The following is a 25,022-nucleotide window of genomic DNA, read 5'->3' as shown; positions in this document are numbered from 1 at the left end:
TTTGTGATCTGTGCCGCAGTTGCGGGTCGTGGAGAGCAAACCTAGCTGTGTGTACCTACACCCGAGAACCAACCGGGTCCACCGTGCGGACCGGGGACAGGAACTTACCTCGGCGAAACACTGCGCCTGGAGGAACGTGCGGACCGAAATACTTCGGTAACACGGCCCTCGATCACAATGTCCACCGAATCACAATGTCCACCGAATTGTCTGCGAGCGCAGCGCACTGGCGACATTCTGCGCCGTCATCGAATAGATCGACGCACGCGCTCCGGCGCTGCCGCCGGCGACGTGCGGGCTCAGGAGGGTCGAATCGAATCCACGGAGCGGGCTCGAAATCGGTAGTGGTTCAACGTCGAACACATCGAGGGCAGCGCCGCCGACATGCCTGGAACGCAAGGCACGCGCCAATGCCGCGTCGTCGACGACAGCGCCGCGCGCCACATTGACCACGATCGCTCCGGTGGGCAACTGCGCAACTCGATGGGAATTGATCAGTCCCCGAGTTGATTCCGTAAGCGGGACGGCCAGCACCAGGACATCCGCGAGAGGCAGTAACTCGTCGAGTGACACAAACGTCGCAGCCACAGTGTCACGCGGTCTCGAACGCGCGGTGACATAGACGTCGCAACCGAAGGCGGCAAACAATTCTGCACACCGGCGGCCGATCGAACCAACACCTACGACGCCGACCCGGCGCTGCGCCAGATCGCGGCAATCGCGCGTCAGGATGGATTCCTGTGGCCATCGACCATCGGTAACCTCGTTGTGCGCCCAGAACATGGAGCGGCACAACACACCTGCCGCGAGCACTGCCCACTCCGCAACCGAGTTCGCGTTTGCACCGGGAGTATTCGCCACCGGAACTCCGGCGGCGCGCCAGGCTTCGGCATCGATGAAATTGGTTCCGGCACCAGGCTGTTGGACGAGGAGCACATTCCGGCCGAGCTCTGCTTCCTCCTTGCCCAGTGGCAGATCACCACTCCAGTCCCCCACCACGACGTCGCATGTCGGCAACTCCGCACGGAGCGCCCCCGTGGTGCGCTCAGGTAATCGAACTACCTCCGCCTCACCCCTGACAGCGTCACGGATTGCGGTACCGAGTCCGTTGTCGGCGTCGGCCGTCAGCAGAAGTACTTTCTTCACGAGAACTCCTTCGCTGTAAGACGATGACTGTACCTTCGAAAACGCGGAAGCCGGCCTCCCAATCGAGAGACCGGCTCCATTACGCAGCAGCATATTTGGCAGGAACTTCTCAGATAGCTGCCTTCGCGCTGGCTGATGCCTTTGCCAAGAACTCGAGGCTCAGCGGGTTGTACTTCGCTGCCTGCTCGTGCTGCGGCCAGTGACCGCACTCCGAGTAGAGTTCGAGCTGAGCGCCCGGAATATCCTCGGCCATCTTCTTCGCTTCCGGAACATCACCGAACGGATTTTCCTGACCCCAGACCACAAGAGTCGGCGCCTTGATGAGTGCCATTCGATCCGGGCGCAGCAGGTTCCGCTGGCGAACCTCCATCTCCTGCAGGGAAAGGAGGTTGTGGATGTTGGCGACAAAGTCAGGCTGATGGTAGATCCGGTGACGAGCCTGAACCAATTCCTCGGTTGCATCGGCGGGATCATGCATGAGCAACTGCATACGTGCGCGGGTCAATTCGATGTCGTCACTCTGGACGGCCTTCGCGGTCGACGTCTTGATGCGCTCCATGACTACCGGGTTCGCGACTGTTCCGCCTGCTGCCAGCAACTGCAGCGACAGAACACGTTCGGGCTGCTCGCTGGCCAGGTAGGCAGCGACCCAACCACCGAGGCTTTCACCCACCAAGTGCACACGGTCCAGTCCGACCGCGTCGAGGTAGTTCACCAAATGCTCGACGTAGCGCGGAATCTCGTACGGGTAGTCAGGCTTGCCGGTGTAACCATGGCCGAGCATGTCGATCGCGTGAACCCGGTAAGACTCGGCGTGCGGTGCAATATTGCGTGCAAATGCCTCGAGGTGTCCGCTGGTGCCGTGCAGGAAGATCACGGCCTCGTCACCGGATCCTGCCTGCAGAGAGCGCGTGGGCACACCGCCGGCGTCGACGGTCGTCAACTCGAAATCGAGCCCGGCAAGTTCGTTCCAGATTGTCATCAGAGAAACTTCCTTTACTGAAGGTGCAGATTATGTTGTTGCGCTGTCTGTTCCAGCTGGATCGAGAATCGTGACACCCATACCGGTGAGCCACTCGGGAATCGCTTCGTAGGCAAGGCGTTCACCCGGAACGTAGTCGAGCATCGCGGCCATCATGAGCCAGGTCCGCAACTCCTGCGCCCCGTTGCCCGCCTCGTCTTCGATCTGCTGCGTCGTGAACTCGGCAAGCTCACTTGCCTTGCCGCTGGCAAACAGATCAAGAATTCGGTCATCGAACTCCGGAGTGATCGCGGCATCGGCTGCGCGGATGATCTGGCGTCGCCGGACGTCGTAGTCGGACCAGTTCTCCCGGCCGTCCAGCCAGGCTTGAACCATGAAATCCTCGTCCTCACCGTGCGGATCCCGCCAGTCCGGCCAGGGCAGACGATGAGACAATCCACCGGACGCGATCACCACGACCCGGGTATCCGCCGGATACGACGCAACGGCATCCCGCAGGGCCTTCGCCACTTCCTCACATCGCTTGAACGTCGGGAGGGGCGGCGCGAATACGTTGACCACCAACGGAACTATCGGAACATCGATTCCGTCGAGAAGGTACTGAATCGCGTGAGACTGACCATGATCGATCTGCAATCGCGCCGAGTAGGCAAGATCGAACCGGCCACCTTCGATCAGCTCGTTTGCAAGGTGCCTGGCGAACTCCACGTCGACCCGTTGCGGCCCCTTGGGTGTTCCTGACTCGCCACTGGAAATGCACTCTCCGACGCCGAGAGTGAACGCCGGAATCAGATCCAGCCAGAAACCGCGAAAGTGGTTGGAGCCGAAAATCAAGACAACATCGGGTTTCGACGCCGCGATCTTCTCCCGGCTCAGATACAGCGCGTCCCGGAAGCGTTCGGCCTCCGCCTTGTGCGTCGTCTCTTCCCAATGGGTGTTCATCAAGGTGCTGTGGGAGGCACCGATACCCAGAACTATCTTCGCCATCAGTCGATTCCTACTTCCTCGAGCGAGCGGGTGACGGTGTCGAGGGCCACTCGGATCAGATACTTCGTAAATCTCTCCGCCGCAGCCAGGTCCACAGTGTTCATCCCCATCGCGAAGTCCACCTCGAACGGTGCGTCGACCACCTTGGGCATACCCACCCGAATCGTCGGGATGCCGCGGCTGCGCAGGATGTTTGCGTCGGTGGCTCCACTCGCGTCGAAGAAGTCCTGATGCGGCTCTCCTTCGGCAGCTTCCCACGCGTGGACTGCGGCGCGGCGCAACCACATTCGAGGGTCGGAACCCTCACCGGGGATGGCAAGAACCTGTTCGACGTCGATCTGCAGATCCAGCGATTGTGCGATCTCCGCAACGACGGCTTTGAGTTCGCGCTTGGCCGCGGTGGGCGTCGTCCGCGGGCTGAGCCGTAGATCAACGGTAAGGCGCACCTGCTCGGGGGTGAACGACGCTGTTCGCTCCCACCCGCCGCGGATGTTGGCAACGATCCCCTGAGGCGCAACCAAACCGTCCTGATGCGCCGCCGAGTACTTCGGGAACCATTCCTCCAACTTGGCGACCACCTCGCCGGCTGCGGTAATCGCGTTGCGGTACGGCAACCGGTGGCGCGAGCCGACGTAGGTGTGCAGACCGTGCACCGTGATCTCGAACCAGGCCAGTCCCACTTCTTCCCAGGAGACCGTCCAGCCGGGCTTGGCGATCAACGCGCAGTCCGCCCACACTCCCTGTTCCAGGAGGAACGAGCAGCCGACGCCCTGGCCGGTGTTGCGTCGGGGGTTTCCGACACCGGGGCGGGCATTGGTCGGCATACCACCGGCGCCGAATCCGAGCACCAGGTCACCGCGGAGCGGAATACCGGCTGCGGCAATTGCTTCGGCCGCCGCGACAATGCAGACGGCGTGGCCTTTGGGGTTCGACGCACCCAATCCGATCACGTAGTTCTCGTCGCACTGGGCGTGCGGCGTCAGATCCGCTCGCAGCTCATTTCCCACCCACGGCAGGTCTTCCGCCGGATCGCCGGTCGTGACGGTGTCGATCGGCGCATACAGCAACAGGTCCGGTCCGGACCCGTCACCGCGGAGCCTTCCCCACGAGTTCGCCTGCCGATCATCGAGATCCATTGTGTGGGCCTCGATGCCCGACGCTGCCAGGACCGCCGTGATGTAGCGGGCCAGCGGTGCTTCGTCACCCGTCGGACTGGGAATGTTGACCACCGAAGTGGCGAGATCCCGCAATCGCGCACGATCGACATGGGCGTAGGCTCGCTCGACCCATTCCCGGCGCTCGTCGCCTAGGCCTGCGAGAGCATCGGCCCTCGCAGTGGTCATGGATTGACCTGATGTACCTGAGTATTGCTGCGCTCGCCGGCCAGCTGCCACAGCTTGGGAACTGCCACTGCAACAGCGGCACCGATAGCGACAGCCGTCAGAATCTTGAACATGTATCTCTCCTATTCGCTGGTGCCGGTGGGAATCTGAGCGTCGGCGACAGGGGCCGAGCGGGGCGTTGGCGTCCGGCGCTCTCGGGTGGGCCTGACCGGCGCCTTGGGGGTGTGCTTGGCCGCGTCGGCGATCTTCTCGGCGTACTCTTCCTCTGCCAGATTTCGCCACGTCGTCAGCGACACGTCCGGTCGGTACAGCTTCTCCGGCGGTGCGTCGGTGACCTCGACCATCCACGCATCCTGACCCGAGAACTGACCGTGGAACAGCCAGCGGATCGCGCCGAGATACTTGGCGTAGAAGCCCAATTTTGCTGCGCCGGAGACGAAGTTGACCATGAGGCCGACGTACTTGTGGTTGTCTTCGTCCACCGGGACGTAGAACTCGTAGTGAATGAACTTGGGGTACGCGATGCGCAGGACACCCGGCATGGACAGTGAAGCAAAACCGGGGAAGTTCTGAGCTGCGATCACAGGATTGACGTCCAGACCGGCGCCGACGTTTCCGATCTGCGAAATCTGGGTCTCGTCCGGCTTCTTCTTCCACCACCGCTTGTTCGTCCAGGTTCCCACGCCCGGGAATTCCGCCTCCCAGTACACCTCTTCCTGCACGCGGTAGATCCAGCGTCCCTCCGGAACGATGCTCGTGATGTTCCACGTCGGCATCGGCTTGAACAGACGCCACAATGCGGTGCGGTGCAGGTACTTCGCATGTCCCTCGTCGAAACCGTTCTCACATGCGAAGCGCCAGTTGCCTTCTCGGGGCTGAATCCGACCACCGACGATACCCTTGTTCTCCACCAGCTCACGCGGCAACTGGTCGTCGATGGACGGCGCCGGCTCGTTGGCGATCGGGATGTACACCCACACCAGACCGAGTCGCTCCTCGATCGCATAGGTCTGGACGTTCAGCTTGCCGCAGATCTTGGAATCCGGACCGTCGGTGATGACCGCGGCCAGCTTGCCGTCAGTGAGCCGGTACGTCCAGCCGTGGTACGGGCAGCTGACAGTTCCCGGGAACTGCTGATCGCCCTCGGACAACGGAACGCCGCGGTGCGGGCACCGATCGTGCAGGGCATATGCCTTGCCTGCGTCGCGGATGATCGCCAGCTTTTCACCACAGATGGTGAAGCTCTTGGGGTCTTTGGTGATGTGGTTCGACCACGTGACCGGGTACCAGTAACCGCGGTATCCGCTGCCGGCTGCGTTGTAACCCGGCCATGCCGTCCAATCCTGCCGACCGGCCGCTCGTGGCCGCTCGGGCAGCGCGAACGTGGCTTCCGACGCCTCGACACCAGTCATGTGAAGTCCTCTCGACACTGAACGTTTGAATGAAACAGATCTTGGGTGAGATTGCTTTCTACGCCAATGGATTCGGTTCGCTCAGCAGACCCGGACCACCACAGCGGTTCCGACGGCACACAGCACGCCATTGTCCGAATGCTCCCGCAATGCCAAAGTTAGTTGGTCACTGTCGATTTGGGACACTTCACCCGACACCTCGAGTGTGGTTCCGACGGGCGCGGGCGCACGATTCTGCCAGGAGACGGACACAACTCCTTCGTATCCACCGGCAAAGTGTGACGCGGCACGAAAGAACAGCGTGCCCTGCAACTGGGCCATCACCACCGGTGCGGACAACCCCTCCGTCTGCGCATAGGAGGCGTCGTAGTGAATACGGTGCGAATTGTGCGTCGACGCCCCGAATCGAAGGATCCGAACCGGATCGCAGACCAAGGTCACCGATTCGATCGGCGTGCCCACGACTACTGTTTCGGTCATCGGACGATGAACTTCTCGACGACCTCGGCGAATGCGCCGGACTGCGCACCCCGGTAAGTCTTGGTGACCGAGAGCAGCAGAAACTCGTCCGGAGCCCGGCCCTTGGTCGTCACGGTATCGAGTACTCGCCCTACGACGACAGCCTCACCCAGCGGGGCCGGTCGCAAGAAAGTCACACTCTGCCCGCCGGCCATCAAGCGCACGTCGATACCGTCTGTGCCCGGCACTTCGTCACGGAACATGCCGTCTGCTCGGTACTCTCGATCGGAGCCACCTTGCGGTCCTCGCAAAAGCGAAGGCAGATACATCGGATGGACGGCAAATGCCGGGTGCACCGGGTCGAGAAACCGGGGGTCCGTCTCGGCGGTGGCAACCGCAAACGCAACCGACTCCGCCGGACGCACCGTTCCCAACTCTCGCGTTTCCCGCGTACCGATCATCGCCTCCGCGCGATCACGCGCGTGCTCGAGTTCTGTTCTCATGCCAGCACGCTAGGCATTCGGAAGTCTCACAGCCACGAACCGGGTTCGCCTGCCGGACCGCGATACTTCCCATACCGCTCACCTCGAGGTCAGGTATAGCCATGGCTGATCAACCGAAGAGCTTGTACGCCAAAGCAGATGGCGTCACATTCCATTACTACGACCTCGGCGAGGGCGACCCCACGATTTTCCTGCACGGAGGCGGCCCCGGCTGCACTGCGTGGTCCGACTTCGGGCCAGTGGCACCGCTCTTCGCCTCGGATCGACGAGCGATTCTCGTTGATCTGCTGCAATACGGTCGGTCCGACAAGTGCACCATCGCCGGCCCAATGTGGGACTTCCACGCCGCCAAGGTGGTTGCCCTGCTCGACGAACTCGGAATCGAACGCGCAGACTTCGTCTGCAACTCGTGGGGCGGCACCATAGCTCTCAATCTTGCGGCAAAGTACCCGGAACGCGTTCGCTCCCTGGTGATCACGGGCAGCATGCCCGTCTTCTACGGTCCTCTCGCGCCGCTCCCCGAGGATGGCCGTCGTGGCCGCAACGCCCGCGACGTCTACTACGGCGGCACCGGCCCCACCCTCGAAAAACTCCGCACCTTGATCACCAGTCTCGAATGGTTCGACGGATCGAAGTTGCCCGCCGAAACCCTCCAGATGCGATACGAGCAAAGTCTCGACCCCGAAGAAATGGCCCTGGCTGCCTCGGCGGACTCACCTCGTGGCGATTGGCAGGATCTCACAGCTGAACTCGGCCAGATCCAGGCGCCGACGCTCTTCGCCTGGGGCATGCACGACGCATTCCTCACCCCGGACTACCCGCTCATGCTTGCGCGGATGATTCCCCATGGCCATCTCTACATCATGGACAAGGCGTCGCATCATCTTCAGGAAGAACGACCATACGACTACTACAGTGTAGTTTCGGGTTTCCTTGACCAACAGCACAACTGAACGAACGGTGATCGCCCCGACGGGCGGTGCACGGATCCGATTGGTACTGCTTCTCGGAATTCTCACCGCCCTCGGGCCGTTCACCGTCGACATGTATCTTCCTGCGCTGCCACAGATCACGCAGGAATTCGGCACGTCGGACACGGTGGTTCAGCTGACCCTGACGGGCACACTGCTGGGTCTGGCTTTCGGCCAGTTGCTCATCGGCCCACTGTCCGACATCTACGGACGTCGACGTCCCCTGCTCGTGGGCACAGTAATTCACGTCGGCGCGTCGTTGGCCTGCTTCTTTGCTCCGTCCATCGAAGTCCTCACTGCGCTGCGAACCCTTCAAGGTTTCGGCGCCGCCGCGACAGGCGTGATCGCGATGGCAATCGTTCGTGATCTATTCACCGGACACGATGCGGCAGTTGTACTTTCGCGGCTGATGTTGGTCATGGGCGTAGCGCCCATCCTGGCCCCCTCCATCGGCGGGGCACTGATGTCCGTAACACAGTGGCGCGGAGTCTTTCTCGCTCTCTTCATCCTGGGCATCGCGATGATCGCACTCGCGGCAGTATCGCTGCCGGAAACACTTCCACCCGAGAATCGGTCGGGCAAGGGCATCGGCGCCATCGCGCGAAACTACATTGCGCTCGGCAAGGATGCCCACTTCATGGTGTTGGTGCTCGTGTGCGGTCTCGGCCGCGGCGTTTTGTGGTCGTACATCGCCGCGTCGTCCTACGTGATGCAGGAACAGTTCGGACTGAGCGCCACCGCATACGGATTTGCCTTTGCCGGCGGCGCCGTCGTTCTGATCGGTTCGTCCCAGCTCAACGTCGTGCTTCTCGGCCGGTGGTCGCCGAATTCCATCACGATCTGGGCAATGTGGGGCAGTAGTGCCGTCGGCGCTGCATTTGTTGTTGTTGCCGCCACCGACTCGTGGGGATTCGTCGGGTTTGCCGTCCCCATCCTGCTGATGCTCTGCGCAACGGGTTTTGTCATGCCCAACGCACCGGCGGTTGCACTGTCCCGTCACGGAGAAGCCGCAGGCTCAGCAGCCGCGCTGATCGGATTTGCGCAGTTCGGCGCTGCCGCTGTGGTTGCGCCCATCGTCGGCCTTCTCGGCAACACCAGTCTTGCCGTGGCCATCTCCATGACCGGGGCTTCGGTTCTCGGCGTGATCGCGCTGCTCTGCGTGCGTCGATAAAACGGTTATGCCGAGCGTTCGAGAACCGATACCTTCCGGCTGATCCCTTCGGCCGCCGCGCGCAACGGTTCGGCAAAACGCTCGGTGTCCATTCGATACCGCGGACTCGACACACCGATCGCGGCAACTGCTTCACCAAGTCCACCGAAGATCGGGGCAGCGATACTCGATGTTCCCAGGCGAACCTCCTCGGTCTCGACCGCCAACTGCTGCGAACGAACAGCGTCGAGTTGCCTACGTAACCCGTCTTCCGAGTTCACCGTCCGATCGGTGAACTCGACAAATCCGTTGCCTGTTACCGCTCGAAAAACGGAATCCGGTGAGTACGCGAGTATCGCTTTGCCGGTTGCCGTGGCATACATCGGCAGCCGGCCAGCCACCCGCGACGGCAGGTCCACCCCGTGATGACCGGAGATCTTGTCGATGTACAGAACATCGAGGCCGTCGCGAATCGCGAGGTGAACCGTCTCCCGGGTCGCCGCGTGAAGATCCTGCACATACGTCAAGGACACCTCGCGCAGAATACGTTGACGAGGAACCAACTGCCCCAGTTCGAAGAGCCGTAACCCCAACCTGTACTTGGTTCCGACCCGTTCCAGTAGACCAAGAGACACCAGTTCACCGGCTATTCGATGCACCGTCGCCTTCGCAACACCACTCCGATTCGCAAGTTCGGTCAGCGACAGCGCACCCGAATCCGCATCGAAGGAATCGAGTATCAGGCGCGCTTTCCCCAGCAACGAATGCATCGCCGAGCGCCTCCAGTACACAGAATGTGGTCCACCCAGCGGACCAAGTCTGCTCCAGTCTACTGAGGCATCAGATCTCCGCGCCCACGAATTGGCTGTTGTACAGACGGAAGTACGCGCCGCGGGATTCGAGCAGAGCCTCATGGCTCCCCTGCTCCACGATCCGGCCTTCATCCATCACCACGATCAGGTTCGCATCACGAATTGTCGAAAGACGGTGCGCGATGACAAAGCTGGTTCGGTCGTTGCGCAGAACCGCGGTGGCGCTCTGGACCAGCAGTTCGGTGCGCGTGTCCACCGAACTGGTCGCCTCGTCGAGGATCAGGATGGACGGCTGCGAGATGAAGGCGCGGGCGATAGTGATGAGCTGCTTCTCGCCCGCACTGACGTTGCTGCCTTCCTCGTCGATGACCGTGTCGTAACCCTCAGGCAGAGAGTGCACGAACTTGTCGACGTAGCTCATCTCGGCCGCACGACGAATCTCCTCGTCGGTGGCACCAGGCTTGCCGTAGGCGATGTTCTCGCGGATGGTTCCACCGAACAGCCATGCGTCCTGCAGAACCATGCCGATCCGTGAGCGCAGATCGTCTCGCGTCATGTCGGCGATGTCGATGCCGTCCAAAGTGATTCGGCCCGAATTGAGTTCGTAGAACCGCAGGATGAGGTTGACGAGGGTGGTCTTGCCTGCGCCGGTGGGTCCGACGATCGCAACCATCTGGCCCGGCTCGGCAGTCAGGGACAGGTCCTCGATCAGCGGCTGTTCCGGCTTGTAACTGAAGGTGACGTTCTCGAACTTGACGCGACCCTTGTCGACCGTGGGCGACTTCGCGCTCTTCGGGTCCTCCGACTGCTCGTCTTGGTCGAGCAGCGCGAAGACCCGCTCGGCCGAAGCGACGCCGGACTGCAGCAGATTGGTCATCGACGCTATCTGCGTGAGCGGCTGGGTGAACTGCCGCGAGTACTGGATGAACGCTTGCACATCGCCGAGCGTCATCGTTCCGGATGCGACGCGCATGCCACCCACCACTGCGATGGCGACGTAGTTGAGGTTGCCCAGGAACATCACGGCCGGCATGACCAGACCGGAAATGAACTGCGCCTTGAAGCTGGACTCGTACAGATCCTCGTTCTGCTTGCGGAAGCGCTCCTCGACCTCCTGCTGGCGACCGAACACCTTGACCAACTCGTGGCCGCTGAATGCTTCCTCGACCTGCGCGTTGATTCCGCCGGTGCTCTTCCACTGCGCCACGAAGTGCTTCTGTGAACGCTTCGCGATAAACGCCGTCACCATGATCGACAGCGGAACAGTTGCCACCGCGATCAAGGCGAGCAGCGGTGAGATCCACAGCATCATCACCAGAATGCCCAGGACGGTCATCACCGACATGACCAACTGGCTGAGCGTCTGCTGCAAGCTCTGCGCGACGTTGTCGATGTCATTGGTCACGCGTGAGAGAACATCACCGCGGGCATGGGTATCGAAGTACCGCAAGGGAAGTCGGTGAATCTTCTGCTCGACGTCCTCACGCAGACGACGAACGGTTCGCTGGACCACGATGTTGAGCAGATACGCCTGCAGCCAACTGAACAGCGACGCGCAGACGAACAGCAGCAGCACGATCATCAAGACCTTGCCGACTGCGTCGAAATCGATTCCGGTTCCAGGCACAACTGCCATGCCGGACACCATGTCGGCGAGCTGACCCTGCCCCGAAGCGCGCAATCCTTCAACAGCCTGTTCCTTTGTCGTCCCCGGCTGGAGTTGCTTGCTGACGATTCCGTCGAAGATCAGGTTGGTGGCGTTTCCCAGGATCTTCGGAGCGATCGAGGAAAGTACGACGCTTGCGGTCACCAAAGCGAAGATCAGGACGACGATCGGCTTGTCGGGGCTCAAGCGACCGAGGAGGCGTTTGAGCGAAGGGCCGAAGTTCATGGCCTTCTTTGTGGGATCGCCGCCGCCGGGCGGGCCGATGGGAGGCGAGGAAGTCGGTCGATTGCTCATGATGCGTCCTGTACGGCTAGCTGAGAGGCGACGATTTCGCCGTAGGTGGGACAACTGACCACGAGTTCGTCGTGCGTGCCGATCCCCACGATGGCGCCGTCGTCGAGCACGATGATCTGATCGGCTTCCACGATGGTGGAAATGCGCTGCGCGACAACGACGATGCAGGCGTCTTGCGTGACCGGCCGGAGCGCCGCACGCAGCCTCGCATCCGTAGTGAGGTCGAGTGCCGAGAAGGAATCGTCGAACAGATAGATCTGTGGCTTACGCACCAACGCTCTGGCGATGGCGAGTCTCTGACGCTGACCGCCCGATACCGTCGTACCGCCTTGTGCCACCGGTGTGTCCAGGCCTTCGGGCATGGCGCGGACGAAGTCGGCAGCTTGGGCGATCTCGAGGCACTCCCACAGCCATTCGTCGGTAGCTTCGGGGTTTCCGTAGCGGAGATTGGTGGCGACAGTGCCGGAGAACAGATACGGCTTCTGCGGGACCAGACCGATCACCGAACAGAGCAGCTCCGTGTCGATGTCGCGGACGTCGACGCCGCCCACCGATACCGATCCGGAGGTGGAGTCGATCAAACGCGGAATCAGGTTGAGCAGAGTGGTCTTTCCCGAACCGGTGCCGCCGATGATCGCCGTCGTCTTGCCTGGTTCGGCACGGAACGTGATGTCGCGCAATACAGGTTCCTCGGCTCCGGGGAACTGGAACTGAGCTCCACGAAGTTCGACGACTCCCGGGTCCTTCAGTTCTCGGACCGGATTCTCGGGCGGAATCACCGACGAATCCGTGTCGAGCACCTCGGAGATACGTTCGGCGCACACCGACGCACGCGGCAGCATCACCGCCATGAAAGTGGCCATCATGACGGCCATCAGGATCTGCATGATGTAGCTGAGCATCGCGGTGAGCGAGCCGATCTGCATCGAGCCCTCGTTGATCTGATGGCCACCGAACCAGATGACCGCGACGCTGGTGACATTGCTGATCAGCATCACGAGCGGGAACATCAGTGCCATGAGGCGGCCGACGCCGAGTGCAGTCTCCGTCAGCTCACGGTTGGCATCGCCGAAACGCTCTACCTCGTACGGTTCCCGTACAAACGCTCGGACGACACGGATGCCCGTGATCTGTTCGCGAAGAACACGGTTGACGGCGTCGAGGCGGCCCTGCATGACCCTGAATCCGGGGACCATCCGGGCAATCAGGAAACCCATCGAGACTACGAGAAGCGGGACGCTGATCCCCAGGATCCAGGACAGATTCAGGTCCTGGCGCAGAGCCATGATGATGCCGCCGACGCACATGATCGGCGCCATGACGAGGATGGTGCAACTCATCACGACCATCATCTGCACTTGCTGGACGTCGTTGGTGTTGCGGGTGATCAGCGAAGGCGCACCGAAGTGCCCGACCTCTCGGGCCGAAAACGTCCCGACCTGATGCAGCACCGAAGCCCGGAGATCGCGTCCGACGCCCATGGCAACTCGCGCACCGAAGAAGACGGCCCCCACCGAGCACAGGATCTGCGTGAGCGTGACCATCAGCATCATCCCGCCGGTGGAGAGGATGTAGCCGGTGTCGCCTTTCGTCACGCCGTTGTCGATGATGTCGGCGTTGAGACTCGGAAGGTAAAGGGCCGCCATAGTCGAAATAAACTGCAGGACGACAACGCCCGTGAGTTCACCCCGGTACGGCATCAGATAAGTGCGCAGCAGCCTGATCAGCATAGTGAGCGAAGGTTACCAATCCTGGCCGACATGTGCCGCTGGATATTTCGATACACAAAAACTGCTGTGCGCCTTTATTAACCGCGGGGGGTTAATAAAGGCGCACAGCAGAGATCAAGCAGATGCGGACTGAAGCTCCGCTTCCTTTTCTTCACGGAGGGCCTTGCTGAGCTTCTCACCCTCGATGTCGACGTTCGGCAGAATCTTGTCCAGCCACTTCGGCAACCACCACGCCTTGTCGCCGAGCAGTGCCATGACGGACGGGATGATCACCATGCGCACGATGAAGGCGTCGAAGAACACCGCCGCGGCAAGCGCGAAGCCGATCGACTTGATGAACGAGTTCGGTTCCGCGATGAAGGCACCGAACACGGAGATCATGATGACCGCGGCCGCACTGACGACCCGGGCGCCATGGTTGAAGCCGATGGTCACGGCCTCCTTCGCGCTCGCGCCGTGGACGTACTCCTCACGCATACGCGTCACGAGGAACACCTGGTAGTCCATCGCGAGTCCGAACACCACACCGATCAGGAAGATCGGCATGAAACTCACGAGTGGTTGCGGGTTCGAGATGATGCCCAACCAACCGTGCTGGAAGATCGCCACCGTCGCACCGAATGTCGCGAGCACGCTGAGCAGGAAGCCGAGCGTCGCCGTCAGCGGAACCAGGATCGAACGGAACACCAAGAGCAACAAGATGAATGCAAGGCCGACGACGACGGCCAGGTAGGGCACCAATGCATCCTTCAGCGTGTCCGAGACGTCGCCTTCGAGTGCGGTCTGACCGGTGATGCCGTAGCTGACGCCGATCGAATCGTTGAGTCCGCCTTCGGCTCCACGAAGGCTGGACACCAGATCCATCGTGGCGGGGTCGGTCGGACCACTCTTCGGAGTGATCAGTACCTGCGCGGTGTCGCCGGCCTCGTTGACCCCGACGACCTGTGCGTTCTGGACGTCATCGAAGCCCGAGATGGTCGAGACGACCTCCGCAAAGGCCTCCCCGGCGGGAACGCTGGCATCCTTGGCGTCGACAACGGCGATGAGCGGTCCGTTGCGACCGTCACCGAAGCCCTCGTCGATCAGGTCGTATGCCTGACGCGCACTGGTCGCCGGGTCACCGGTGGCCTCCGACGGCAGTGCCAGGCTCAATCCCGTTGCGGGCAGAGCCAATGCGCCCAGAAGCACTACTCCACCGATCAGCGGCACCAGCGGACGACGGACGACGGCACTGATGAAGCGCAGAGCCAACTTCGGCTTGCCCGAATCTTCGTCTTCGGACTCCTCAGCGCGCTTGCTGAGGAAGGGAATCTTGCCGGCAAAAGCCTTGCGTCCGAACATACCCAGGATCGCAGGCAGCAAGGTCAAGGCGATCAGAACCGCGATCAGCACGGTAAAGGCCGCTGCCGCACCCATATCGGAGAGGAACGGGATGCCGACGACGCGCAATGCAACTAGCGCGATGATGACCGTCAAACCAGCGAATACCACTGCGGAACCGGCGGTTCCGACGGCGCGACCTGCTGCTTCGGCACGGTTGTCGGTAAGGGTGAGCTCATGCCTGAACCTGGACATGATGAACAGCGAGTAGTCGATCGCCACAGCCAGACCGATCATGATCGCCAGCGTCGGAGTCATCGAACTGAGATCCATGAATCCGGTGGCAACCGTGATTCCGAGGCTGCCGATAGCGATACCGATGATCGCGGTGAGGAGCGGAAGCCCCGCGGCCACAAGCGAACCGAACGTGATGGCCAGAACGACTGCGGCAACGGCGATACCGATCAGCTCGGTGACACCACCGGGCATCTCCGCTTCCTGAGCAGCAGAACCACTGACCTGGACGTTGAGTCCCTCGGCCCGACCGACATCGGCTGCGGAGTTGATCGAATCACGCAACGCCTGATCGAGATCGGCGAAGTCACCGCTGAACGGAACCTCGACGTACCCGACTGTGCCGTCGGCACTGAGCGGCGACAACGCACGCGCGTCGTCCACGGCCTGTGTCTCGGAAGTTCCAGCCGCAGCAGCCTTTTCCTTGAACATCGCAACCATGGAGTCGTTGCCGGTAACCGGATTGACCAACGCCTTCGCGGCCTGTTCCGGAGTGGCAGTCGCCGGGTCCACCTTGGCAGAGTCGGCGACCTTGTCGATGCCACGAATACTCGCGAGCATGTCGTCCATGGCCTTGACGTTCGCCGGATCGGCCAGCGTCGTGCCTGCCGGAGCTTGCACTACGTATCGCGCGCTCAACGAATCCATAGGATTGGGCGCGTCGGGAAAACGCTCCGCCATCAGGTCTTGCGCCTGCTGCGCCGGGGTTCCCGGAATGGAGAACGAGTCCTTGGTGGGGCCGGACAGAGTCGCTGCCCCGACGCCCATCAGGACCAGGATTATCAGCCAAACGCTGAGGACCGCGCCTTTTCGCCGGTAGGCGAACTTGCCGATCCGATAAAGATAGGTGGCCACGACGGGCTCCTTGCTGTTTCGGTGCGTGTACGTGGACAGGTATTACGTGTGGGGCTCAGAGACGAGACATCTCAGGGACGCGACATCTCAGGGGCAGGCGGCGGCGCGGGCAACCCGGCACGAATCTGCCGAAAAGCGTCGTGAACCAACTCTTCCGGACTGGAAGCCTCCGACTTTCCGCCAGTCCAGACGTCGATCACCGATTTAGCGGCTCCGCCCACCGCTCCCAGGAGGAGCGTCGGGTACAGGTCCTTCTCGGCGTCGGTACCGGTGCGTTCCGCCAATGCCTGAACGACTGCACGGTTGATCCGCTGATGCATGTCTGCGGCATCCCGGTAGAGCGCGGGACTCGAATCCGACAGCAGCCAGATACTTGCCTTCTCACTCCCACTCGGACCTGAGTCGTTCACGATTTCGACCACAAGTTCTTCGAGGACGTCGAGAATTGGTTCGTCCGCGGGCCGTGACGCAAGCGCCTCGATCCACAGGTTCACCGATTCCTCGAAACTGGCGAGCACTGCCTCCTCCTTGCTGGAGAAGTAGTTGTGGAACGTCCTCGTCGACACTCCGGCCTCGGAGGCGATTGCGTCAGCGGTGACGCATTCGATCCCCAGCGCACGAGCGAGCCGTGCTGCCGCGCCGCTGAGTGCGGCACGGGTTGCTGCCTTCTTGCGGTCACGAAGGCCTTGTTCGATGATCACCCCAACACGGTACCGAACTTGCAGACCTCTGCAACTTTGCAGAGGTCTGCAATATTGTGCGATCGAACACACGGCACGGAAACTCGAGGCGTACCTCACACTCACGCACGGCAAATGCCTGAACAGCGCGACGGAGAGAGTTGCGAGCAACTCCGCAGCCTGACGCCGCCTGCCAAGTTGACGCGTGAATCAACATGGCCTGACATACTTTGCGGTGAATTAACCGTAATTTGCTCGGCGAAGGAATCTGATGGACCCGCTCCTGCACACCTGGCCGGTTTCGTCCACGGTGATGCTGTGGGGATCGAAGTCCGGACGAGGCTCCGTACTACGTCTCGTCCGTCTCACCATCGGGTTCTGCTCACTCAATTTCTCGATCGTGGCGTTCCTGTTTCTCCTCAGCGGAGAGGGCCCGGACGGACCGTTTGCGCGCAGTTGGCTCGTCGGCATTGCGGCCGTCAACCTGATCCCTACGATTCTCTGGTTTGTCGGCCGAATCAGAGGTTCACGCATGCTCAAGCTCTACGGACTGTGGGCAGATCTCGGAACTGCCTCGGTTCTCATCACCTTCACCAGCCATAACGCCGCCCTCTTCGGCGCGGCACTCTTTGTCGCCACCGGCGCCTACTTCACCTATTTTCTCGATTACCGCTGGTTGGCCTTCCATCTCGCCTTTGCCACGACATTTGTCATCGCCCTGACGGTGCTCGGCCTGACGAACGGCGACTACTCGACAACCAGCGTGATCGCACGCACGGACGTCGTCCTGTGTGCAGTGATCTTCATTCCGGCCACAATTCAGTTCACTTGGCGGCAATTACTCGCGCGCGCAACGGGATCCAAAGTGGATGCGCTTACCGGCCTACTGAACCGACGAGGACTGTGGGACATGTCGGAGCGCATCTGGTCGGTCGCGTCGGCAAATCGTGCCGACATTGCTGTTGCCGTCGTCGACATCGACAAGTTCAAGGCGGTGAACGACACGTTCGGCCACGAAGTCGGTGACGCCGTCATCATCCGGACCGGAACGCGCCTGCAGGCGCATGTGAACGGTTTCGGTTACGCCGCGCGCACCGGCGGCGAGGAGTTCACCGTTGTGATGATCGGTACTCCGTACGGACTTCGCAAACGAATCGCGACGCTCCCCAAAGCCGTGGTGAACGCCTCCGACGACCCCCTGGCCACGGTCAGCGTCGGCGCAGCGACGCTACCTTTCATCCCACATCAGGAAGAGTTCGACTACAACGAGTTCTCCCGAGCAATCGTTGCGGCCGATCATCTGATGTACGACGCAAAATCCGCGGGAGGCAACACCGCGAACACTGCTCCTATGGCAGTTCCGCGTCGACGGGCACACTGAAACCGGGCTGTATCAGCGCCGATTCCACGCCTCGGGATCTGCCGTCAGTTCGTGAATGAACTCGGGCAACTCTCCACCTGCAACATCGGTGAGTGTGACATTTTCGAGCACAGCACGGAGGTTGACTCGCACTGCAATCCACACCTCCTTGAGGGGCGTTGCCGGTCCCCCGTAGTCGACGTCTTCCGGTCGCTGACCCCGAATCGAAGCCAGCGGTCCTTCGACAGCTCGTATGACGTCGGCAATCGTGATCTCGTCCGCGGACCGAGCGAGCCAGTATCCCCCGTCCGGGCCTCGACGGCTGTTGACCAAGCCGCCGCGCCGCAGGTCCGAGAGCACCGCTTCCAGGAACTTGTGGGGTATTACCTGGGATTTGGCGAGAAACTCGGCCTTGGCCGGGTCAGGACCAACTGCCGCGAGCTCGACCAGAGTCCGCACGGCGTAGTCCACCTTCGCGGTGATATGCACCGGCAATTCCTACCATCGTTCTATGAATAGTCGCAACAAACCTGCGAGTTCTTCGCCGCAAAGGGTTCCCTGACGTTACATTTTGATGCATGATGTAACGATCAGAGCTAGAGAACAGGACAAATCGCGTGTGGGAAACCCTTCTCGAATCATGGAAGTCACTGCTCGAACCGCTCCATGATCCCGTTACGCTCGCAATCCCCGCGTTTGTCATCTTCCTCGCAATCGAATGGTTCGCGGCCCGTGCGCTCGAAGATCATCCCGACGACGCCGACGGACGCGCACGGCCGGCACAGGGCGGCTACCGAAGCGTCGACGCCAGAACCAGCGTTCTACTCGGACTCGTGTCGATCGCAACGAGCACCTTCTGGAAAGTGCTGGCGCTGATCGGCTATTCCGCAATCTGGGTGTATCTCGCTCCGTGGCACCTCTCGCCGACTGCCTGGTACACCTGGGTGATCCTGCTGCTCGGAATCGACGTCCTCTATTACGCGTATCACCGCATCGCACACCGAGTTCGAGTCATCTGGGCCACACACCAGGCTCACCATTCGAGCGAGTACTTCAATTTCAGCACCGCACTGCGGCAGAAGTGGAACAACAGCGGTGAGATCATCATGTGGTTGCCGTTGCCGTTCCTCGGGATCCCGCCGTGGATGGTGTTCGTCGGCTTCTCCGTCAGCCTCGTCTACCAGTTCTTCGTCCACACCGAACGTGTCGGAAAACTCTGGCCGCCCATCGAATTCATCTTCAACACGCCGTCACACCATCGCGTCCACCACGGCTCCGACGCCGAGTACCTCGACCGCAACTACGCCGGAATCCTCATCATCTGGGACCGGATGTTCGGAACCTTCGCAGCCGAAACCCACCGCCCCACCTACGGACTCACGACGCCGGTCGGAACGTACAACATCTGGAAGCTCCAAACGCGCGAATATGCTGCCATTGCTCGCGATTGGAAGGCGTCGACATCGTGGCGGCAGCGAGCCGGCTACGTGTTCGGCCCGCCCGGCTGGGCGCCGAAAGCCGAGGTCACTTCAGCAGAATCCACAGCCCCGTCGCACTGAGCAGGAGCAGAGCGACCGCGAGAGTTGCTCCCATACCCAAAGCGGGCGTTGCCTTTTCGGCCGAAAACTGGGCCAACCGCCTGGGCCGCGACCGACGTTCGTAGACCGTCACCGCGACGACGAGCACGGCAGCGACGGACGGGCCGATCAGGGCCACCGACCCGAACGGCGGCAACCATCTCAGACAGGCGGCAGACAAGCCGAGGATCGACAGACTCGTACGCACGAACGAGAGCGATGTGCGCTCGGACTGCAAGCCCTTGTCCGGAGGCTTGACACCTTCCGACGGTTCCAGCGCGGTCAATCAGTTCACGACCTCGACCACCAGGACGGTCGCGCAGATCACCAGCACGATGCCGACGACCGGCGCCATGAGCGGCACCGGCAACGAGCGCTCAGTTCGCAGTGCACGCTCGGCGCTGATCCAGTGGACAAAGGAAGTGATGGCGATCAGAGCACCGCCGACGAGCAACAACGCGGCCAAGCCGGATCGAACCGTCGGATTGAGAATGTCGCCGCCGAACGCTTCGAGTCCGACGCCCGACGCGACGAAAGCCGTTGCAGTGCGGATCCAAGCCAGATATGTCCGCTCATTGGCGAGAGTGAACCGTGGATCGGGGTCTTCGCCCGTTCGGAACGGTCTCCACCGGGGCATCACCTGTTCATTCCGTCCGGGCAGAGATCGCACACTGCCTTCGGAACGGACAAGAAGAAAGGAAGGTCATGTCCTTAATCTTCCCTGCCCGCCCCGAAGCAGTGCGAATCGGGTGGACGTAATTCAGCTCGCGGCGAGTGAGACCAGGAAGTCCACCGAGCCGCTGCCGTCGACGGTGACGAAACCGAGGGACGGAGGCTCGACTCCGAAATCGGTCCAGGTGACCGGAATCGAGCCCGATGCGATCAGCGAATCACCCGAATGCAGCACGGTCATGTCGACCGACACCGGCTTGGACTGACCCTTGAGCGTCAGCGTTCCTGACACCGTGACCGTCGCCGTTGTTCCGTCCGTCGGTACAGCAGACAAGTCCACCGGCGAGTCGATCGTGAACGTCGCCGTCGGATACGTGCTGGTATCCATCACATTGCCCGTGAACTGGCCGTCGCGCCGATCCGAGTCGGTCTTGATGCTTGCCACCTGCACCGTTACTTCGCCGGAAGTGAGCTTTTCACCCTCGACAACCGCGTTTCCGCTCACCTCGCCAGTGGTTCCGACGACGGTCACACTCGATCCGTTGAGAATCTCGTGCACGGTGTACCCAGCTGCCGTCTGGTTGTCCCCCTGCCCGGCGACGACGGTCCATTGCCTGTCGATCGATCCGGACGCCGCCTCCGCGCCCTCAGTGGACACCACGGCCGCCGGTGCATCGTCTTCAGCGATGAACTTCCCGTACGCCCACGGCCCCACGAGCAGGGCGAGTACGACCACAACTACTGCTCCGCCGATCCACCAGATCTTTTTCATGGGCTCGACGATAGTTGCAGCTTCAACAGTTGTCAGGACTTACGACCTGGGAGAACCCTGTGAAAGTGCTCCACGAACACCGAAGGGTGAGCCGCGCCTACAGCCATTAGTAATCATTTGGTAAAGTCGACTGTGCATTCCGGCCCCCAGCCTGGAATGCCTGGGCCGTGCGCATCGAATCATGCATCGATCCCGATGCGCACGGTCTGCCCGAAACACGAATCACACCGATCGAGGGAGCTCGCGATGGCGGACCTGACGCTCCTGACCGACGACGAGTTACGCGAGCGTCGGATCGCCCTCAGTCGATCCCTCACTACCGCAGCAGATTTGATCCCCACCCCGCCACCTTCGTTCTTCGAGAAGCTGAAGCAGGACATCGATGCCGCCGCTGCAGAGTGGATCGCCCGCCGCTCCTGAACTTCGTCAACCTGGGAATGTCCACCGGAGGACGGCCCCTCCCCCATAAGACTGAGTGCGGCTTCCGGTCTCCTCCGAAGTCCAGCGCTGTCCTCGTCCGAATGACGGATTTCTGCTCAATCCGAACGATTGTTTCTCGATTGCGGAATAGGTTCACGACGACGGATCCGCCCGGCGGCCGATCAGGTCTGTGTGTCGAACCCTCTCAGCCTCGACATGCATGGACGCGGGCTTCGACCTGGCCGGTCGTCCGATGGTCCAGTCGGAGCGTGTCCGTCCCCGACAGTCGGCAGCATCCGGGACCCATCCACAAAAAAGCTCCCCACCTGCGTGAACAGGTGGGGAGCTTTGGCGGTGGCGGAGGGATTTGAACCCTCGGACGGGGGTTACCCGTCACACGCTTTCGAGGCGTGCTCCTTAGGCCGCTCGGACACGCCACCGTTGGTGACTTTACCGGATGGAGTGCCCGTGGCTGAAATCGCCAGGTGGATCGGTATTACGTGAGCTTGTCCTTGATGCTGGAAGCGGCGTCCTTGACCTTCTCGCCTGCATCCTTGACGGCCGATTTCACCTGGTCGCCCTTGCCTTCGTTTTCGAGGTCCCGGTCACCGGTAGCGCTGCCAGCAGCTTCCTTGGCCTTGCCCCCGAGGTCTTCGGCCTTGTTCTGAGCCTTGTCTGCGATTCCCATGAGTACTCCTCTGTGAACGCGAACGAATCGCCTTCCGACGATCCGCCGATGCCCTGACGGCATCTGCCTCCACCATGCCCTCGATTAATGGATCCGGCTACCCGAGTGTGCGATCACTCTCGATGGGGAATACCGAATTCAGGCCCGCTGCTCGCGGAAGAAATCTTCCAAAAGCCCAGCGCATTCGTCCTCGAGGACCCCGCCGCGCACCTGCGGCCGATAGGTCAATCTTTTATCTCGAACTACGTCCCATAATGATCCGACGGCTCCGGTTTTCGGCTCCCACGCCCCGAAAACGACCCGAGAAACCCGGGCGAGGACCAGAGCGCCCGCACACATCGTGCATGGCTCGAGGGTCACGGCAAGCGTCGCACCTTCCAGGCGCCAGCCGTCACCGTAGGTTTTCGCGGCAGCACGCAACGCGAGGATTTCGGCGTGCGCGGTCGGATCGGACGACGCTTCCCTGGCATTGGAGGCCCGAGCAACTTCGACGCCGTCTGCGTCGAACACCACTGCCCCGACCGGGACGTCTGCGTCGGAGGCGGAACGCGCGGCCACGATGGCCGCACGGATCATGCGCTGATCGTCAGCGAGAGTCATCTAGCGCGGGAGCTTGTCGAGCGCTGCGCCGAACTCGGATGCGAACCCGAGTCGCTGCGCGATCATCCCCAACTGCTCGTCCGGATAGAGATCGGTCTCGGCCGCGATGACGGCGAGCACGGGTTCCGGCAGGCCCAGATCGGCCAGCACGGACAGATCGCCCTCTTCCCAGGGTTCGACATCGTCGAGGTCGTCCGGGTCGATGTCGGGGATCTCGATGTGCAAGGCGTCGAGGACGTCGGCCGCGATGTCGTAGTCGATGGCGGCGGTCGCGTCGGAAATCAGCAACTGCGTGCCCGACGGCGCCGGACGCAACACGATGAAGAACTCGTCGTCGACGTCGAGAAGACCGAAGACGGCACCCGAACTTCGCAGCTCACGCAGCTGCGTTTCGGCGGCCGAGAGCGAGGTCAACGCGTCGGGCGTCAGTGCCTTGACCGTCCAACGCCCCTCTTCACGGACCACCGCGACACCGAAGCCTTCAAGCTCCTCCGACTGGTTCGAAGAGGCGCTCTTGTTACCCGCGCGCTGTGCACCCATGGCGCAACGGTAGCCCGCCTGGTGCCAGTGAGTGAAGTCCGAGCATCGATGTGCCAACCTGAACTCGTGTCTGCGATCGATTCCGCCCCACCAGTCTGCGTTCTCGGCCTCGGATTGATCGGCGGTTCGCTACTTCGCGCCGCCGTCCGATCCGGCCGCCGGGCGTGGGGTTACAACCGTTCCAGCGAGTCCGCCGACGCGGCCCGAGCCGACGGTTTCGACGCCGACACCGATCTGGTTTCAGTGCTGCAGAGAGCAAACGAAAGCGGCGCGATCATCGTGGTCGCCGTGCCGATGCCTGCCGTCGACGCCACCTTGGAGGCAATCGCCGCGCATGCGCCCGACAATCCGATCACGGACGTCGTCAGCGTCAAGGGTGAAGTGAAGGCCGCGGTCGAACGAGCGGGCTTGAGCGCCAAGTTCGTGGGCGGTCATCCGATGGCGGGGACGTCAGCTTCGGGTTGGGCGGTCGGGGATGCCGATCTGTTCGTCGACGCGGTGTGGGTCGTTGCCACCGACGAGGGCGTCGACGCAGACGTGTGGTCGCAGGTCGCCGACCTTGCACTCGACTGCGGCTCGGTCGTCGTGCCGGCCGAATCTCTGGAACACGATCGAGCAGTCGCGCGAATCTCGCATCTGCCTCACCTGCTCGCGGAAACGCTTGCGATCACCGGAGCTGCCGGAGGCGAACTGGCTCTCGGGCTGGCTGCCGGATCATTTCGCGACGGCACTCGCGTGGCCGGGAGCGCTCCTGGCCTGGTGCGGGCGATGTGCGAGGGCAACCGCGACGCCCTGCTGGTCGCGCTGGACGAGGCGCTCGACCTTTTGCAGGGTGCACGTACCGATCTGCTCGACAACGGCTCGACGGCACGACTGGTGGACGCGGGGTTCGCTGCGCGCGGAGCGTACGAGTCGCACGAGCGGTGGGACATCGAAGACGTTCAGGTCGGAGAACCCGACTGGATCAACCGGATGCGGGACGCCGGTCGACGCGGCGGCGTCATCCGGCGATCCGCAACCTAGAACTACGCAACCTGGAGATACGAAACCTAGATACGAGTTGCCAGACCCGGGTAGTCGAGGACAAAGCCTTCGGTATCGACGGACAACGTCGAGCTGGACACCGGGGACAGCACACTGATTCCGTCGGCGCCGGAGCTGTAGGTGATGGTCGCACCCTCGACGCGCAGGTCGAGAAGGTTTACGTAGACGACCGGCACCTCGGCGTCTTCGATGTCGTTCTGCAGACCGACGCGGCGGATGGGCAGCGTGTTGAAGAACGGGCTGAGGATCACGTCGACATCGAGTGCGCCATCGAACGCAGAGCGCTGGTGACTGGCGCCGTTCTCGACCATCCAGGTGCCTTCTTCGTCCCGGCTGATCGACATCTGACGCTCACCGGCGGCCAGGGCGGTCCGCACGGACAACCGGCGGGTGATGCCGGCCTCGTCGGTGACCAGGTCGTACGACGCGCTGAATGCCGGGTGCTCACTGCAGGCTCCACCGATGATCCGGCCGGAAGCCTTGATGCGATTTCCGTTCAGCTGCACACGAACAGACTCCATACGAGGAGCGTTGTGGGCCTGCCAGGTCAATACCGCGGGCCAGGACGCGTCACCGGAAGGTTGGATGCTCACCCGACCACGGTAATGGACGAACGGGCACGGAGCACCGCTGGTTCGGGTTATTGCTTCGATCAGGGACCTTTTAAGGACTTCGATCGGCCCCGAAGATCTCGATGTAAGGCGTTTCACAACGGTTCTTCCGTAAGGAGCACGCCGCGGACCGA

26 protein-coding genes and 1 tRNA gene are annotated in these 25,022 nt (G+C 61.9%); 6 read left to right on the top strand and 21 right to left on the bottom strand.

What is annotated here, in order from left to right; translation table 11 throughout:
• Window positions 1-189: 189 nt before the first annotated feature.
• The 7 genes from BH682_RS01860 to BH682_RS01830 form a co-directional block, all read right to left on the bottom strand.
• Complete coding sequence (locus BH682_RS01860; RefSeq protein ID WP_019746501.1) at window positions 190-1,146, bottom strand: NAD(P)-dependent oxidoreductase; 957 nt, start codon at window positions 1,144-1,146, stop codon at window positions 190-192.
• Window positions 1,147-1,255: 109 nt separating this feature from the next.
• On the bottom strand, window positions 1,256-2,128 hold the full coding sequence (locus tag BH682_RS01855; protein ID WP_019746500.1) for an alpha/beta fold hydrolase: 873 nt from the start codon (window positions 2,126-2,128) through the stop codon (window positions 1,256-1,258).
• A 30-nt stretch (window positions 2,129-2,158) separates the two neighbouring features.
• Window positions 2,159-3,115 (bottom strand): catechol 1,2-dioxygenase, encoded by a 957-nt coding sequence (locus BH682_RS01850; protein ID WP_054188629.1) that lies wholly within the window; start codon window positions 3,113-3,115, stop codon window positions 2,159-2,161.
• Entirely contained in the window at window positions 3,115-4,458 is a 1,344-nt protein-coding gene (locus BH682_RS01845) for a M20 family metallopeptidase (protein WP_075831877.1), read from the bottom strand. Before BH682_RS01845 ends, BH682_RS01850 begins: the two co-directional genes overlap by 1 nt.
• A gap of 122 nt (window positions 4,459-4,580) precedes the next feature.
• Window positions 4,581-5,870 (bottom strand): aromatic ring-hydroxylating oxygenase subunit alpha, encoded by a 1,290-nt coding sequence (locus tag BH682_RS01840; RefSeq protein ID WP_007731634.1) that lies wholly within the window; start codon window positions 5,868-5,870, stop codon window positions 4,581-4,583.
• A gap of 81 nt (window positions 5,871-5,951) precedes the next feature.
• Window positions 5,952-6,350: a hypothetical protein gene (locus BH682_RS01835; RefSeq protein ID WP_021332874.1), complete on the bottom strand. Its 399-nt coding sequence runs from the start codon at window positions 6,348-6,350 to the stop codon at window positions 5,952-5,954.
• A complete protein-coding gene (locus BH682_RS01830; RefSeq protein ID WP_075831875.1) occupies window positions 6,347-6,832 on the bottom strand; it encodes a hypothetical protein in 486 nt (161 codons plus the stop codon). Before BH682_RS01830 ends, BH682_RS01835 begins: the two co-directional genes overlap by 4 nt.
• A 101-nt stretch (window positions 6,833-6,933) precedes the next feature.
• Between BH682_RS01830 and BH682_RS01825 the strand changes: the two genes are divergently transcribed.
• Both BH682_RS01825 and BH682_RS01820 read left to right on the top strand, forming a co-directional pair.
• Window positions 6,934-7,785, top strand: coding sequence for an alpha/beta fold hydrolase (locus BH682_RS01825; RefSeq protein ID WP_007731641.1), 852 nt, complete (start codon window positions 6,934-6,936; stop codon window positions 7,783-7,785).
• Between the two features lie 7 nt (window positions 7,786-7,792).
• Entirely contained in the window at window positions 7,793-8,974 is a 1,182-nt protein-coding gene (locus BH682_RS01820) for a multidrug effflux MFS transporter (protein ID WP_075831873.1), read from the top strand.
• Between the two features lie 5 nt (window positions 8,975-8,979).
• Here the strand turns inward: BH682_RS01820 and BH682_RS01815 are convergent, their stop codons facing one another.
• From BH682_RS01815 to BH682_RS01795, 5 genes are all read right to left on the bottom strand, one after another.
• The gene (locus tag BH682_RS01815) at window positions 8,980-9,723 is read right to left on the bottom strand and encodes an IclR family transcriptional regulator (protein ID WP_007731643.1); all 744 of its coding nucleotides are present in this window, start codon (window positions 9,721-9,723) and stop codon (window positions 8,980-8,982) included.
• A 70-nt stretch (window positions 9,724-9,793) separates the two neighbouring features.
• Window positions 9,794-11,725, bottom strand: a complete 1,932-nt coding sequence (locus BH682_RS01810) for an ABC transporter ATP-binding protein (RefSeq protein WP_083471246.1) — start codon at window positions 11,723-11,725, stop codon at window positions 9,794-9,796.
• A complete protein-coding gene (locus tag BH682_RS01805; protein WP_054188631.1) occupies window positions 11,722-13,455 on the bottom strand; it encodes an ABC transporter ATP-binding protein in 1,734 nt (577 codons plus the stop codon). Before BH682_RS01805 ends, BH682_RS01810 begins: the two co-directional genes overlap by 4 nt.
• A 114-nt stretch (window positions 13,456-13,569) precedes the next feature.
• Window positions 13,570-15,924, bottom strand: coding sequence for an MMPL family transporter (locus BH682_RS01800; protein ID WP_042447716.1), 2,355 nt, complete (start codon window positions 15,922-15,924; stop codon window positions 13,570-13,572).
• A 71-nt stretch (window positions 15,925-15,995) separates the two neighbouring features.
• Window positions 15,996-16,625, bottom strand: a complete 630-nt coding sequence (locus tag BH682_RS01795) for a TetR/AcrR family transcriptional regulator (protein ID WP_007731646.1) — start codon at window positions 16,623-16,625, stop codon at window positions 15,996-15,998.
• Between the two features lie 250 nt (window positions 16,626-16,875).
• Between BH682_RS01795 and BH682_RS01790 the strand changes: the two genes are divergently transcribed.
• Window positions 16,876-17,985: a GGDEF domain-containing protein gene (locus BH682_RS01790; protein WP_020968182.1), complete on the top strand. Its 1,110-nt coding sequence runs from the start codon at window positions 16,876-16,878 to the stop codon at window positions 17,983-17,985.
• Window positions 17,986-17,997: 12 nt separating this feature from the next.
• On the opposite strand, the gene BH682_RS01785 is transcribed toward BH682_RS01790, so the two are convergent.
• Window positions 17,998-18,453, bottom strand: a complete 456-nt coding sequence (locus tag BH682_RS01785) for an RrF2 family transcriptional regulator (protein ID WP_003943908.1) — start codon at window positions 18,451-18,453, stop codon at window positions 17,998-18,000.
• 128 nt (window positions 18,454-18,581) lie between these two features.
• Here BH682_RS01785 and BH682_RS01780 point away from each other — a divergent pair, with 128 nt between their 5' ends.
• On the top strand, window positions 18,582-19,523 hold the full coding sequence (locus BH682_RS01780) for a sterol desaturase family protein (protein WP_075831871.1): 942 nt from the start codon (window positions 18,582-18,584) through the stop codon (window positions 19,521-19,523).
• Here BH682_RS01780 and BH682_RS01775 read toward each other — a convergent pair.
• From BH682_RS01775 to BH682_RS01765, 3 genes are all read right to left on the bottom strand, one after another.
• Window positions 19,489-19,827, bottom strand: a complete 339-nt coding sequence (locus BH682_RS01775; RefSeq protein WP_003943794.1) for a DUF202 domain-containing protein — start codon at window positions 19,825-19,827, stop codon at window positions 19,489-19,491. The genes BH682_RS01780 and BH682_RS01775 overlap by 35 nt on opposite strands.
• Window positions 19,828-20,178, bottom strand: coding sequence for a YidH family protein (locus BH682_RS01770; protein ID WP_003943804.1), 351 nt, complete (start codon window positions 20,176-20,178; stop codon window positions 19,828-19,830).
• A 123-nt stretch (window positions 20,179-20,301) separates the two neighbouring features.
• Complete coding sequence (locus tag BH682_RS01765) at window positions 20,302-20,985, bottom strand: YceI family protein (RefSeq protein ID WP_075831869.1); 684 nt, start codon at window positions 20,983-20,985, stop codon at window positions 20,302-20,304.
• Between the two features lie 246 nt (window positions 20,986-21,231).
• On the opposite strand from BH682_RS01765, the gene BH682_RS36270 reads away from it, so the two are divergent.
• Window positions 21,232-21,405: a hypothetical protein gene (locus tag BH682_RS36270; RefSeq protein WP_003943953.1), complete on the top strand. Its 174-nt coding sequence runs from the start codon at window positions 21,232-21,234 to the stop codon at window positions 21,403-21,405.
• Between the two features lie 349 nt (window positions 21,406-21,754).
• Here BH682_RS36270 and BH682_RS01760 read toward each other — a convergent pair.
• The 4 genes from BH682_RS01760 to BH682_RS01745 form a co-directional block, all read right to left on the bottom strand.
• Window positions 21,755-21,845 (bottom strand) — tRNA-Ser (locus BH682_RS01760).
• A 56-nt stretch (window positions 21,846-21,901) separates the two neighbouring features.
• A complete protein-coding gene (locus BH682_RS01755) occupies window positions 21,902-22,093 on the bottom strand; it encodes a CsbD family protein (RefSeq protein WP_003943869.1) in 192 nt (63 codons plus the stop codon).
• A gap of 138 nt (window positions 22,094-22,231) precedes the next feature.
• Window positions 22,232-22,693: a nucleoside deaminase gene (locus BH682_RS01750; RefSeq protein ID WP_003943976.1), complete on the bottom strand. Its 462-nt coding sequence runs from the start codon at window positions 22,691-22,693 to the stop codon at window positions 22,232-22,234.
• A complete protein-coding gene (locus BH682_RS01745; protein WP_003943823.1) occupies window positions 22,694-23,233 on the bottom strand; it encodes a tRNA adenosine deaminase-associated protein in 540 nt (179 codons plus the stop codon). It abuts the gene before it with no gap.
• A gap of 48 nt (window positions 23,234-23,281) precedes the next feature.
• Here BH682_RS01745 and BH682_RS01740 point away from each other — a divergent pair, with 48 nt between their 5' ends.
• On the top strand, window positions 23,282-24,256 hold the full coding sequence (locus BH682_RS01740) for a prephenate dehydrogenase (protein WP_047271538.1): 975 nt from the start codon (window positions 23,282-23,284) through the stop codon (window positions 24,254-24,256).
• A 26-nt stretch (window positions 24,257-24,282) separates the two neighbouring features.
• Here the strand turns inward: BH682_RS01740 and BH682_RS01735 are convergent, their stop codons facing one another.
• A complete protein-coding gene (locus BH682_RS01735; protein WP_073512852.1) occupies window positions 24,283-24,870 on the bottom strand; it encodes a putative glycolipid-binding domain-containing protein in 588 nt (195 codons plus the stop codon).
• Window positions 24,871-25,022: the final 152 nt, after the last annotated feature.

The organism is Rhodococcus sp. YL-1 (assembly GCF_001942025.1).
In the GTDB taxonomy this organism is placed as follows: domain Bacteria; phylum Actinomycetota; class Actinomycetes; order Mycobacteriales; family Mycobacteriaceae; genus Rhodococcus_F; species Rhodococcus_F qingshengii.
Note: the sequence above shows the minus strand (reverse complement) of the source record. Positions and strands in the feature narration are given on the sequence as shown.